At 63.8% G+C, this 11,504-nt stretch carries 14 protein-coding genes and 1 pseudogene; all 15 read left to right on the forward strand.

What is annotated here, in order from left to right:
• Positions 1-289 (forward strand): annotated as a pseudogene (locus tag RDM88_RS04075) (B12-binding domain-containing radical SAM protein); the annotation flags it as partial.
• Positions 279-956 carry a TIGR03936 family radical SAM-associated protein gene (locus RDM88_RS04080; protein ID WP_308753495.1) on the forward strand — a complete coding sequence of 226 codons (678 nt, stop codon included), beginning with the start codon at positions 279-281 and terminating at the stop codon, positions 954-956. The pseudogene RDM88_RS04075 and the gene RDM88_RS04080, both read left to right, overlap by 11 nt.
• Positions 957-1,248: 292 nt before the next feature.
• Positions 1,249-1,404: a hypothetical protein gene (locus RDM88_RS04085; protein ID WP_308753497.1), complete on the forward strand. Its 156-nt coding sequence runs from the start codon at positions 1,249-1,251 to the stop codon at positions 1,402-1,404.
• Between the two features lie 55 nt (positions 1,405-1,459).
• Positions 1,460-1,807, forward strand: coding sequence for a cupin domain-containing protein (locus tag RDM88_RS04090; RefSeq protein WP_308753499.1), 348 nt, complete (start codon positions 1,460-1,462; stop codon positions 1,805-1,807).
• Positions 1,808-1,991: 184 nt separating this feature from the next.
• Entirely contained in the window at positions 1,992-2,336 is a 345-nt protein-coding gene (rplS, locus tag RDM88_RS04095) for a 50S ribosomal protein L19 (protein ID WP_308753502.1), read from the forward strand.
• Between the two features lie 303 nt (positions 2,337-2,639).
• The gene (gene lepB / locus RDM88_RS04100) at positions 2,640-3,263 is read left to right on the forward strand and encodes a signal peptidase I (protein WP_308753504.1); all 624 of its coding nucleotides are present in this window, start codon (positions 2,640-2,642) and stop codon (positions 3,261-3,263) included.
• 23 nt (positions 3,264-3,286) lie between these two features.
• Entirely contained in the window at positions 3,287-3,865 is a 579-nt protein-coding gene (gene lepB, locus RDM88_RS04105; RefSeq protein ID WP_308753506.1) for a signal peptidase I, read from the forward strand.
• Positions 3,862-4,761, forward strand: coding sequence for a ribosome biogenesis GTPase YlqF (ylqF, locus tag RDM88_RS04110; RefSeq protein WP_308753509.1), 900 nt, complete (start codon positions 3,862-3,864; stop codon positions 4,759-4,761). Before lepB (RDM88_RS04105) ends, ylqF begins: the two co-directional genes overlap by 4 nt.
• 1 nt (position 4,762) lies before the next feature.
• Positions 4,763-5,362, forward strand: coding sequence for a ribonuclease HII (locus RDM88_RS04115; protein WP_308753511.1), 600 nt, complete (start codon positions 4,763-4,765; stop codon positions 5,360-5,362).
• Entirely contained in the window at positions 5,359-5,763 is a 405-nt protein-coding gene (locus RDM88_RS04120) for a YraN family protein (protein ID WP_308753513.1), read from the forward strand. Before RDM88_RS04115 ends, RDM88_RS04120 begins: the two co-directional genes overlap by 4 nt.
• Positions 5,750-6,715 carry a membrane dipeptidase gene (locus RDM88_RS04125; protein WP_308753515.1) on the forward strand — a complete coding sequence of 322 codons (966 nt, stop codon included), beginning with the start codon at positions 5,750-5,752 and terminating at the stop codon, positions 6,713-6,715. The genes RDM88_RS04120 and RDM88_RS04125 overlap by 14 nt, the downstream gene beginning before the upstream one ends.
• A gap of 60 nt (positions 6,716-6,775) precedes the next feature.
• Positions 6,776-7,477, forward strand: a complete 702-nt coding sequence (locus tag RDM88_RS04130) for a metallophosphoesterase (RefSeq protein WP_308753561.1) — start codon at positions 6,776-6,778, stop codon at positions 7,475-7,477.
• Between the two features lie 149 nt (positions 7,478-7,626).
• Positions 7,627-9,021, forward strand: a complete 1,395-nt coding sequence (gene tig / locus RDM88_RS04135; protein WP_308753517.1) for a trigger factor — start codon at positions 7,627-7,629, stop codon at positions 9,019-9,021.
• 131 nt (positions 9,022-9,152) lie between these two features.
• A complete protein-coding gene (clpP, locus tag RDM88_RS04140; protein WP_308753563.1) occupies positions 9,153-9,737 on the forward strand; it encodes an ATP-dependent Clp endopeptidase proteolytic subunit ClpP in 585 nt (194 codons plus the stop codon).
• A gap of 71 nt (positions 9,738-9,808) precedes the next feature.
• Positions 9,809-11,116: an ATP-dependent Clp protease ATP-binding subunit ClpX gene (gene clpX / locus RDM88_RS04145; protein WP_308753519.1), complete on the forward strand. Its 1,308-nt coding sequence runs from the start codon at positions 9,809-9,811 to the stop codon at positions 11,114-11,116.
• Positions 11,117-11,504 lie beyond the last annotated feature (388 nt).

The raw sequence follows: 11,504 nt of genomic DNA on the forward strand, positions 1-11,504 counted from the left end.
CGCCTGGCGGCTCGGGTCCCGGCTCGACGGCTGGAACGACTTCTTTTCGATGGAGCGGTGGGAGGACGCCGCGGAGGTGTGCGGCGTGGACTTTTCCTTCTACGCGAACCGCCGCAGGGGCTACGACGAAATCATGCCGTGGGACCACCTCGACTATGGGGTGAGCAAGGCCTACCTCGTCCGCGAGCACGAGCGCGCGCTCGCCGCGCAGGTGACGCCCCACTGCCGCCTCAACTGCTCCGGCTGCGGCGCGAACAAGCTGGTGGGAGGTGCCTGCTTTGGAAAATGAGCTCTTCAAGGTGACCGTGCGGGTGTTTTACCGGAAGCTCGGGCGGATCAAGTACATCTCCCACCTCGACATGGTGCGCTGCATCTCCCGCGCGCTCAAGCGCTCGGGGCTGCCGGTGTGGCACACCCTCGGCTTTCATCCGCACGTCTACCTGACCTTCGCGCTGCCGCTCGCGCTCGGCTATGAGAGCACCTGCGAGTCGATGGATTTCCGCCTCACCAGGGAACTGCCGATGGAGGAGGTGGTGGAGCGCCTCAACGCCGTGCTGCCCGAGGGGGTCCGCTGCTACCGCGCTGCCCCGGCCGGGCAAAAGCCCGAGGCGATCGCGTGGGCGGACTATGAGATCACGCAGGAGTTCGACGGGATGGAGGCGGCCGAAGCCGCGGAGAAATTCGCCGCGTGGCGGAATAGGGAGACGGTCCCCGTCGTCAAAAAGGGCAAAAAGGGGGAGCGCGTGATCGACGCGAAGCCGCATTTCTCGGTGCTGGAGGAGCGCGCCGAGGGCAATACCCTCCGCTTTACGATGCGCGCCGCCGCCGGCAACACGCTGAACCTCAACCCCACCCTGCTGCTCGACGCGTTTGCGGCGGAGGAGGGGGTGTGCGCGGACTGGATGCGGGTGGTGCGCACGGCGGTTCTGGACGGGGAGTTCCGGCCGTTTGAATAAGCGGATCAAGAAATAAAAGCGGCGGCCCGCGGGCCGCCTTTATTTTTCGTCCTGTTTACCCAGGCGGTTCAAATGCTCTTTCAACACCAGATTGATGTACGATGAAACGGACCGGTCGTCCCTGTCCGCCAAAAACCGCACGCTCTTGATGATATCCGTATCCAAAGTGACGCTCACTTTCTCCTTTAAGGGCTTCATGTTCATCACCTCACGAAAAAATACTGCCCAACATATAATCCTATTTTATCCGACTTTATCCCACGAGTCAATATCAGGAGGGCTGGAACGCTTTTTGTGCGCTCACCTCGAGGGCGTGGGCGGCGGGGGCCGGGCCCTGCCCGACCAGCTCCTCGAATGCGTAAACCGGATCGAATCCCTCAACTGTGAACGGTATTTCCGCGAGGGCTGCGTCTACACAATCAAATTTCTGGCGCAGGGCCTCTGCTGAACTTTGACAATCGCCCCCGGCCATTGTACAATAGCGTTAAAAAGGAGGGATTTCGATGATCACAAGAAAGGCACAGCTGCCGGAGGACGTCAAGGTCCAAATGCGCGGAGGAGACGGGGAGGTGCACATGAAGATGCTGCTGGACCCGGAGCGGTTCTGCGGGCACGGCAGGCTCTTCAACCACATGGTCCTCGCGCCCGGCTGCTCGATCGGCTACCACGAGCACCAGGGCGAGAGCGAAACCTTTTACATCCTCACGGGCGAAGCGCGTTACAACGACAACGGGACGCAGGTCACGCTTGGCCCGGGGGACTGCGCGCACACCGCGTCGGGCCAGGGGCACAGCATCGCGAACGCGGGGGAGACGCCGCTCGAATTCATCGCGCTCATTGTAAATTCGTAAAAAACAGGAAGAAAATACTTGCATTTCGGTTTCTCGTGTGGTATCCTATATAAGCATGTAATGAACGTTGTGATCCTGCAACGGGATTTCAGGCCCAATCCAACCGGATTGAACATGAAACCGGACAGTCCTCTGCCATCGATTTTGGGCATGAATGTCTGCAAAAAATAAGGAGGAAGCAGCAATGGACGCTTTGAAGCAGATCGTTACTGATTGCACGAAAGCAGAACTGCCCAAGATCGAAATCGGCGATACCGTCAAGGTGCACGTTTGGATCAAAGAGGGCGAGAAGAAGAGGATCCAGGTTTTTGAGGGAACGGTGATCGCCAAGAAACACGGCGGCATCTCCGAGACCTTCACCGTCCGCCGCTTGGCCCACGGCTGCGGCGTCGAGAGGGTTTTCCCCATCCATTCCCCCAACATCGACAAGGTGGAGCTGGTCAGGAACGGACGTGTCCGCCGCAGCAAGCTCTACTATCTGCGTGACCGCGTCGGCAAGGCCGCCAAGGTCAGGGACACCATTCGATAAGAACACTTTTGAAAGGGACGTGAAAACGTCCCTTTCTGTTTTGTCCGGACATGCGCCGGACAAAACTCCCCTTGGAAAAGGGGGCGCACACGAGGGGGATGAGGGAGCAAGGCCGCGGGCCGCGGCGATCCGGTTCCCCCTCGTGCAGCCTGCGGGGCCGCCCGCAGGCTGGGGACGTGGAAACGTCCCTTTTCTTTTTTTGCAGCCTCCCGGCCGGCGCCGTCCGCCTTGAATCGGGGGGCGGGGTGTGCTATACTGAAAAACGATCAATGGAAAGGCCCGGGCTTCCGGAGGGATGGGCGTATGTTGGAACAGCAGTACAGGACCCGACAGGACGCGCGGCGGGAACACGACTTCCGCTACGACATCAAGAACTCTTTGAATACCAGGGAACGCCGCCGCGGCGCGGTGGCCGAGGTGTATGAATGGGTGGAGTCGTGCGTGATCGCGGTGGGGGTCATCCTGCTGGTCTTTGCGTTTGCGGCGCGCACCGCGACGGTGTCCGGCCCCTCGATGCTGCCCACCCTCCACGACGGCGACCGCCTGCTGCTAGTGCAGGCGGGCTACCGCGACCCCCAGTATGGCGACGTGGTCGTCGTCGACCGCAGCCAGAGGGGGGAGCCGCCGATCATCAAGCGTGTGATCGGCCGCGCGGGAGACGAGATCGACATCGATTTTGAAACCGGTCAGGTCCGCCGCAACGGGCGGGCGCTGGACGAGCCCTACTTATACGAGCCGACCCTCACCCGGCGGGACGTGGAGTTCCCGGTGACGGTGCCCGAGGGAAGCGTCTTCGTGATGGGGGACAACCGCAACCACTCGGCCGACAGCCGTACGCGGGAGATCGGCATGATCGACCTGCGGCGGGTGATGGGCAAGGCGGTCTACCGTTTCCTGCCCGCGGACAGGGCGGGGAAGATCGACTGACGACAGAAAAGAAGATGACTGGAATGGAGAGGATGCAGATGGACGCTGCGGAATACAGGGACAATCAGCCAGAGGCGAAAAGCGCGGTGAGCGAGGCTTTCGAGTGGGTGGAATCGTTTTTGGTGCCGCTGCTCGCCTTCCTGCTCATCTTCACCTTTTTCGCGCGGCTCGCGACGGTCAACGGCATCTCGATGCTGCCGACCCTCCACAACGGCGAGCGCCTGATCCTCCAGCAGGCGGGCTACGCGCCGGAATACGGCGACGTGGTCGTCGTCGACCGCTCGATCACCGACGAGGACGCGATCGTCAAGCGGGTGATCGGCAAGGAGGGAGACGTCATCTTCATCGACTTTGTTTCGGGCGAGGTGTGGCGCAACGACACCCTGCTCGACGAACCATACATCAACGAGCCCACGATGCTCCAGTACGACATCTCCTTCCCGGTGAAGGTGCCGGCGGGGTGCGTCTTCGTGATGGGGGACAACCGCAACCATTCGCTCGACAGCCGGTCGGGCGACATCGGCATGGTCGACGTCCGCCACATCATGGGCAAGGCGGTCTTCCGCTTCTTCCCATTCAATAAGTTCGGAGGGATTTCATGAGTAACCAGCAGCCCGGCGTCCCGGCGGCCGAGGTTCCGTCGATCCAGTGGTTCCCGGGGCACATGGCCAAGACCCGGCGGCTGATGAGCGAGAGCATGAAGCTCGTCGACATCGTCGTCGAGCTGACCGACGCGCGGATTCCCGCGTCGAGCCGCAACCCGGAGATCGACAGGCTCGTGGGGCAGAAGCCCCGCGTGATCCTGCTCAACAAATGCGATTCCGCCGACGAGGGGGCCACCCGCCGCTGGGTGGAGTATTACGCCAAAAAGGGCGTCCCCGCCATCGCGACCGACTGCCGCAGCGGCAAGGGGCTGGGGGCGTTCCTGCCGCTCGTGAGGAGCGCGCTTTCCGCGCAGCTCGCGCGCCGGGCGGAGAAGGGGATGGGCGGCCAGCCGATCCGCATGATGATCGTCGGCATCCCCAACGTCGGCAAGTCCTCCCTCATCAACCGCCTCGCGGGCGCGAAGCGCGCGAAGGTGGAGGATCGCCCGGGCGTGACGCGCGGACGGCAGTGGGTGTCGCTCGCGGGAGGGGTCGACCTGCTGGACATGCCGGGGGTGCTCTGGCCCAAGTTCGAGGACCCCGCCGTCGGGGAGCGGCTCGCCTTCACGGGCGCGGTCAAGGATGACGTGCTCGACGCCGAGCTGCTCGCGATGCGACTGCTCTGGCTGTTAAACGCCGAATACCCGGCGCAGCTCGCCGCGCGCTATAACCTGAAAGAGGGGGAGACGGACGGCCTCGACGCCTACGGGCTCCTCTGCCTCGTGGGGAAAAAGCGCGGGATGCTCGTCCCGGGCGGCGAGGTCAACACCGAGCGGGCGGCGATCACCGTGCTCGACGAATTCCGCAGCGGAAAGCTCGGCAGGCTGACGCTCGAACTGCCTCCGGAGGATTGACATGGACCTGTACCAATATGAGCTGATCGCCTGGGACCGGGGATTTTCCGCCGTCTGCGGCATCGACGAGGCGGGGCGCGGGCCTCTCGCGGGGGACGTGTACGCGGCGGCGGTCATCCTGCCGCGCGGCGTGGAGATCGCGGGGGTCAACGATTCGAAGAAGCTCACGGAAAAAAAGCGCGAGGCGCTCTTTGAAGAGATCACCGCGCGGGCCGCGGCCTGCTCAGTCGCGACAGCGTCGGTCGCGGAGATCGACGAGATGAACATCCTGCGCGCGTCGATGCTCGCGATGCGCCGCGCGGCCGAGGGGCTTTCGGTGAAGCCCGACCTCGCGCTCGTCGATGGGAACTGCGACCCGGGGCTCGGCTTCGCCACCCAGACGATCGTCGGCGGGGACGGCAGGAGCGCGTCGATCGCGGCGGCGTCGATTCTGGCGAAGGTCGCGCGGGACCGCTATATGAAGGAGCTCGACCAGGAGTACCCCGAATACCGGTTCGCGCAGCACAAGGGCTACGGCACCAGGCTCCACTACGAGATGCTGGAACGGTACGGCCCCTCGCCGGCACACCGCCGCACCTTCCTCAAAAAGCTCCTCAAATGACGGCGACGACGCGACGGCGCGGGACGCTGGGGGAGGAATTCGCCGCGAAAAAGCTCGCGGAGGCGGGGTATGAAATCCTCGCGCGCAACTGGCGCAGCGGGCGCAACGAGATCGACCTCATCCTGCAAAAGGGTGGGGTCATCGCCTTCGTCGAGGTCAAGACCCGTGCGCAGAACGCGCTGGCGGCCCCGGCCGCGAGCGTCGCGAAGGCGCAGCGCAGGCGGATCGCGCTGGCCGCCGTGGCATATCTGCGGGAGCGCGGCATATACAATACAGGGGCGGTCCAGCCGCGTTTCGACCTCTTCGAGGTCGTGACCGAGCGGCCCGGCTCGAATGTGGTGACCCGCTGGGCCCACCTGGCGGGCGCGTATGATACGGGGGATCTGGATGTATTTATTTGACCTGCACTGCGACACCGTCACCCGCCTGCACGACGGTGAGCGCCTCGCGCCGGGCGACAGGAGCCTGCGGCAGAACGGCGCGCACCTCGCGCTCGACCGGATGGCCTGCTACGACTGGTGCCAGTGCTTTGCGATCTTCATGCCCGACGAATACCGCGGCGGGGCCGCGGTCGACTATTTTGAGAGCTGCCATGCCTTCTTTGCGGAGCAGCTCGCGGAGAACGCAGACCTCGCGGCGCAGGCGTTCACGGCGGCGGACATCCGGGAGATCGTCTCCGGGGGGAGATGCGCGGCGCTGCTCACGGTGGAGGGCGGCTCGGCGCTCGCCGGGGACCTCGGGCGGATCGCGCGGCTGCGGGAATGCGGCGTGCGGATCCTGACCCTCACCTGGAACGGGAAAAACGAGCTGGGTAGCGGCATGGCCTGCGACGAGGGACTCACCCCCCTCGGGCGGGAGGCGCTCCCGCTGCTCGAGGAGGCGGGGATCGTCGTCGACGTCTCCCACCTGAGCGACAGCGGCTTTTGGGAGGTGCAGGGACTCGCGAAGCGCCCGTTTATCGCGACCCATTCCGATTCCCGGGCGGTCTGCGGGCATGGGCGCAACCTCACCGACGACCAGTTCCGGGCGGTCGCGGCGTCGTGCGGCGTCGTGGGGCTCAATTTCTCCACCCACTTTCTCTCGGCGGACGACCCCGACCCCTCCTACGCGGCGCTCTCGGCGCACCTGGGCCATTTCCTCGCGCTCGGTGGGGAGGACGTCGTGGCGCTCGGCTCCGACTACGACGGCACCGACGTGCCCTCCTGGCTCGAGCCGGCCGAAAAGATCGGCGGGCTCTACGGCCGGGTGAAGGCGGAGTACGGCGAAAAGCTGGCCGGGAAGCTCTTCTTCGGCAATGCGATGGCGTTTTTCGAGCGGTATGACGCGCAGGGGAAAGCCCCCTGCGGGATGTAAGCGGGGCCTTTTCCGCGGGAATTCCCCGGGAAACCGGCCCGGCAAAAGGAGGCGATCGCAATCGCGGTCTACACAATCGGCGACCTGCACCTCTCGCTGACGAGCGGGCACCCGATGGACGTTTTCCCCGGGTGGGAAAATTACGTCGCGCGCATCGAGCGGGCATGGCGCGCGAAGGTCGGGGGGGAGGACACCGTGGTGCTGCCCGGCGACACCTCGTGGGGGATGTCGCTCGAGGGGGCGCTCGCGGATTTCCGGTTCCTCGAGGCGCTGCCCGGGCGCAAAATCCTGCTCAAGGGCAACCACGACTACTGGTGGAGCACCCGCTCGAAGGTGCACGCCTTTTTTTCGGAGCACGGATTAAACACGCTGGAAATCCTCCATAATAACTGCGTTACGGCCGACGGGATCGCCGTCTGCGGCTCGCGGGGATGGCTCTTCGAGACGGGGGAGGCGTTCGACGGAAAGATCATCAACCGGGAGTGCATCCGGCTGGAGCTCTCGATCGCGGAGGCGGAAAAGACCGGGCTGGAGCCGGTCGTTTTCCTGCACTATCCGCCCGTCTACGGCGAGAGCGTCTCGCCGCAGATCCTCGAGGTGCTCAAAAAGCACGGCATCCGCCGGTGCTACTACGGTCACATCCACGCCGAGGGCTGCCGCTGGGCGGTCGACGGGAGCTACGACGGCATCCGTTTTCGGCTGGTGAGCGGCGACTACCTGAAATTTGACCCGGTGCTGGTGGAAACCGGCCGGGAGGCGTGAAAAAACGCGGGAAATTCACAAATTATCTATTGGCAAGTTCCGTCCGATTTGATATAATACCAAGATAGTGGGTTTATAGCGCCCGAATCGTTCCTCCAGGAAATGCGGAAGATGCAGGGGAACGGGAACATTTTTCAGGAGGAAGTAGAATGGCAGTAACAGAAATGAAGACCAACGAGGACAAAAAAGTAGAGCTCACCATCACCGTCGACGCCGAGACGTTCGGCAAAGCGGTCGACGAGGTGTTCAAGAAGAACGTCAAGCGGATGACCGTTCCCGGCTTCCGCCGCGGCAAGGCTCCCCGCAAGATGATCGAAAAGCTGTACGGCGAGGGTGTCTTCTATGAGGAGGCCGTCAACGACACCTACCCGGCGGCCTACGACGCCGCCGTTGAGGAAAAGGGCATCGAGCCGGTCGACCGCGCCGACATCGAGGTGCTCGACGTCTCGAAGGACGGCTACTCCTTCAAGGCGACCGTCACGGTCAAGCCCGAGGTCTCCATCGAGGGCTACAAGGGCATCGAGGTGGAGAAGAAGGTTGTCGAGGCGACCGACGCCGAGGTCGACGCCGAGCTCTCCCGCATGCAGGAGCAGGGCGGCCGCGTGATCGCCGTGGAGGGCCGCGCCGCCATGGACGGCGACACCGCCGTGATCGATTTTGAGGGCTTTGTCGACGGCGAGGCGTTCGAGGGCGGCAAGGGCGAGAAATATCCGCTCGAGCTGGGCTCCAACAGCTTCATTCCCGGCTTCGAGGAGCAGATCGTCGGGCACAGCGCCGGCGAGTCGTTCGAGGTAAACGTGAGCTTCCCGGAGAACTACCACGCCGAGGAGCTCAAGGGCAAGCCCGCGGTCTTCAAGTGCACGCTGCACGAGCTCAAGATGAAGGAGCTGCCGCTCCTCGACGACGAGTTCGCCAAGGACGTCAGCGAGTTCGACACGCTCGACGAGCTGAAGGCCGACCTCAAGAAGAAGGCGCAGGAGCGCCACGACAGCCAGGCCGAAACCGAGATGGAGAACAAGCTGATGGACACCGTCTGCGAAAAGCTCGCGGCCGACATCCCCCAGTGCATGTACGACAGCCGCATCGACGAGATGGTGCGTGACTTCGAGTACCGTTTACAGTCGCAGGGGCTCAACCTGCCGACCTATTTACAGTACGCGGGCACCGATATGGACGGCTTCCGCAAGGGCTTCGCCCCGCAGGCCGAAGCGCAGGTCAAGACCCGCCTGGCGCTCGAGAAGATCGTCGAGCTCGAGAAGATCGAGCCGACCGCCGAGGAGATCGCCGCCGAGTACGACAAGCTCGCGAAGAACTATAACATGGAGGCCGACAAGCTCAAAAACATCGTCCCGGAGAAGGAGATCGCCCAGAACCTCGCGATGGGCAAGGCGCTCGACCTCGTGCGCGACAGCGCCGTCGTGAAGGAGGTCAGGGAGGAGCCCGCCAAGGAGGAGAAGCCGAAGAAGGCCTCCAAGCCGCGCGCCAAGAAGGCGAAGGCGGAGGAAGCCCCGGCGGCGGAGCCCGCGGCCGAGACGGCCGAATAAGACTGCCTACATACCGGCACGGCGGCCAGCCGCCGCGCCGGTAAAACTTTTGGAGCATAGAGGATTGGTTTGCGGCAAACAATCCGACAGGAGGTAATTTCACAATGAGCTTAACAATGGGAAGCGCGGCCATGAGCCTGGTGCCGATGGTCATCGAGCAGACGAACCGGGGCGAGCGCAGCTACGACATCTTTTCGCGGCTGCTCAACGACCGCATCGTCATGCTGTGCGAGGAGGTCAACGACACCACCGCCAGCCTGGTGATCGCGCAGATGCTCTACCTCGAGGGGCAGGACCCCGACAAGGACATCCACCTCTACATCAACAGCCCGGGCGGCTCGGTCACGGCGGGCATGGCGATCTACGATACGATGAACTATGTCAAGTGCGACGTGTCGACCATCTGCATGGGGCTGGGCGCTTCGATGGGCGCGTTTTTGCTCTCGTCGGGCGCCAAGGGCAAGCGGATCGCGCTGCCCAACGCCGAGATCATGATCCACCAGCCGTCGGGCGGCGCGCAGGGCCAGGCCACCGACATGAAGATCCACACCGACTGGATCATCCGCACCCGTGAAAAGCTCAACCGCCTGCTCTCCGAGCAGACCGGCCAGCCGCTCGAGGTCATCGAGCGGGACACCGAGCGCGACAACTTCATGACCGCGCAGCAGGCCCTTGACTACGGCCTGGTCGACAGGATCATCACCCATCACGAATGATGAAATTCCCCTAAAAGCGCAGCGCCCGCCGGCGCCGCGCTCTGCCCATCCAGATTTTCAGGAGGTATCCCATGGCGAAGAACGACGAGAGGGAACTGCGCTGTTCCTTCTGCGGCAAGATGCAGAACCAGGTCCAGCGGCTGATCGCGGGGCCGGGGGTATGTATCTGCAACGAGTGTGTGGAGCTCTGCCAGAGCGTGCTCGATGACGACATGCCCGCGCAGCGGCCCCGCCAGAACCGTCCCGAGCAGCAGATCACCGTGCTCAAGCCGCGCGAGATCAAGGAGCGGCTGGACGAATACGTGATCGGGCAGGACCGCGCGAAGATCGCGCTGTCCGTGGCGGTCTACAATCACTACAAACGCATTTATTTCGGCGACACGAGCGAGGTGGAGCTTGGCAAGACCAACATCCTCATGCTCGGCCCCACCGGCGTGGGCAAGACGCTGCTCGCCCAGACCCTCGCCAGGATGCTCAACGTCCCCTTCGCCATCGCGGACGCCACGACGCTGACCGAGGCGGGCTATGTGGGCGAGGATGTGGAAAACATCCTGCTGCGCCTTTTGCAGGCGGCGGATTACGACGTCGAGCGCGCGCAGAAGGGCATCATCTATATCGACGAGATCGACAAGATCGCCCGCAAGAGCGAGAACCCCTCGATCACCCGCGACGTGTCGGGCGAGGGGGTCCAGCAGGCGCTGCTCAAGATTCTGGAGGGCACCGTCGCCAACGTCCCGCCGCAGGGCGGGCGCAAGCATCCCCAGCAGGAATTCATCCAGATCGACACCAAGGATATCCTCTTCATCTGCGGCGGCGCGTTCGAGGGAATCGAAAAGATCATCGAGCGCCGCACCGATAAATCTTCGATCGGCTTCGGGTCGACGATCAAGGACTCCAGGCAGAAGGACCAGCTCGTGCAGCAGGTCATCCCGCAGGACCTTGTCCGTTTCGGGCTGATCCCCGAGCTGGTCGGGCGCACGCCGGTGCTCACCGTGCTGGAGCCGCTCGACCGGGAGGCGCTCGTCAAGATCCTCACCGAGCCGAAAAATTCGATGGTTCGCCAGTACCAGCAGCTCTTCTCGCTCGACAACATCGAGCTCTCCTTCGATCAGGAGGCGCTCGAGGCGATCGCCGACAAGGCCATCGAGCGCAAGACGGGCGCGCGCGGGCTGCGCGCGATCATCGAGGACGTGCTCGGGACCCTCATGTACGAGGCGCCCTCCGACTGCACGGTCGCGGGCATCCGGATTACCGGCGCCTGCGCAAAGGGGGAGGGGGAGCCGGAATACACCCGCGATCCCGCCCGCAGGCCCTCCCGCCTGCAGATTTCCACCGCCCGCCGCGTCACGCCGCGGGCCCGGCGGGACAGCGCGTCCTGATTCGGTGCAAAACGGCTTGGGAAGAGGCCGCCGCAGAGGTTTTCTGCGGCGGCCGTTTCGCGTCCTTCGAGGGGCGGCCCGGCGCGGGCCGCGTTGCCAAACCGCGGGCGGCGCTATGCTGGTGAAGCTTTGGGGCTTTCCAAGGGGCGTTTGGGCGGATGGGGACGACTAAGGGCGTGGGCAGAGCCCCATGCTGAAAGGCGGCGGCCGGCCCGATGAAGCTTTGGGGGTTTCCAAAGGGGACTTTCCCGAAAGTCCCCTTTGGCACGAAAGTCCCCTTTGGCTGGTAATGCTCCCCGGTTTACATCGGGTGGAAAGCATGCTATAATAATAGCTCAAACCGGCAAGGTTTTTGAGATAGAAGCATTTACCGGAGAATGGAGGCCGC

The sequence above is a fragment of the uncultured Anaerotruncus sp. genome, from assembly GCF_902490045.1.
Lineage (GTDB): Bacteria > Bacillota > Clostridia > Oscillospirales > Ruminococcaceae > Anaerotruncus.

Excerpts from the sequence above, each read along its gene's own strand:
- RDM88_RS04120 (WP_308753513.1), top strand. The coding sequence starts at position 5,359 with ATGACGGCGACGACGCGACGGCGCGGGACGCTGGGGGAGGAATTCGCC.
- rplS (WP_308753502.1), top strand. The coding sequence starts at position 1,992 with ATGGACGCTTTGAAGCAGATCGTTACTGATTGCACGAAAGCAGAACTG.
- RDM88_RS04125 (WP_308753515.1), top strand. The coding sequence starts at position 5,750 with ATGTATTTATTTGACCTGCACTGCGACACCGTCACCCGCCTGCACGAC.
- lepB (WP_308753506.1), top strand. The coding sequence starts at position 3,287 with ATGGAGAGGATGCAGATGGACGCTGCGGAATACAGGGACAATCAGCCA.
- RDM88_RS04115 (WP_308753511.1), top strand. The coding sequence starts at position 4,763 with ATGGACCTGTACCAATATGAGCTGATCGCCTGGGACCGGGGATTTTCC.
- lepB (WP_308753504.1), top strand. The coding sequence starts at position 2,640 with ATGTTGGAACAGCAGTACAGGACCCGACAGGACGCGCGGCGGGAACAC.
- RDM88_RS04090 (WP_308753499.1), top strand. The coding sequence starts at position 1,460 with ATGATCACAAGAAAGGCACAGCTGCCGGAGGACGTCAAGGTCCAAATG.
- tig (WP_308753517.1), top strand. The coding sequence starts at position 7,627 with ATGGCAGTAACAGAAATGAAGACCAACGAGGACAAAAAAGTAGAGCTC.
- clpP (WP_308753563.1), top strand. The coding sequence starts at position 9,153 with ATGAGCCTGGTGCCGATGGTCATCGAGCAGACGAACCGGGGCGAGCGC.
- ylqF (WP_308753509.1), top strand. The coding sequence starts at position 3,862 with ATGAGTAACCAGCAGCCCGGCGTCCCGGCGGCCGAGGTTCCGTCGATC.
- clpX (WP_308753519.1), top strand. The coding sequence starts at position 9,809 with ATGGCGAAGAACGACGAGAGGGAACTGCGCTGTTCCTTCTGCGGCAAG.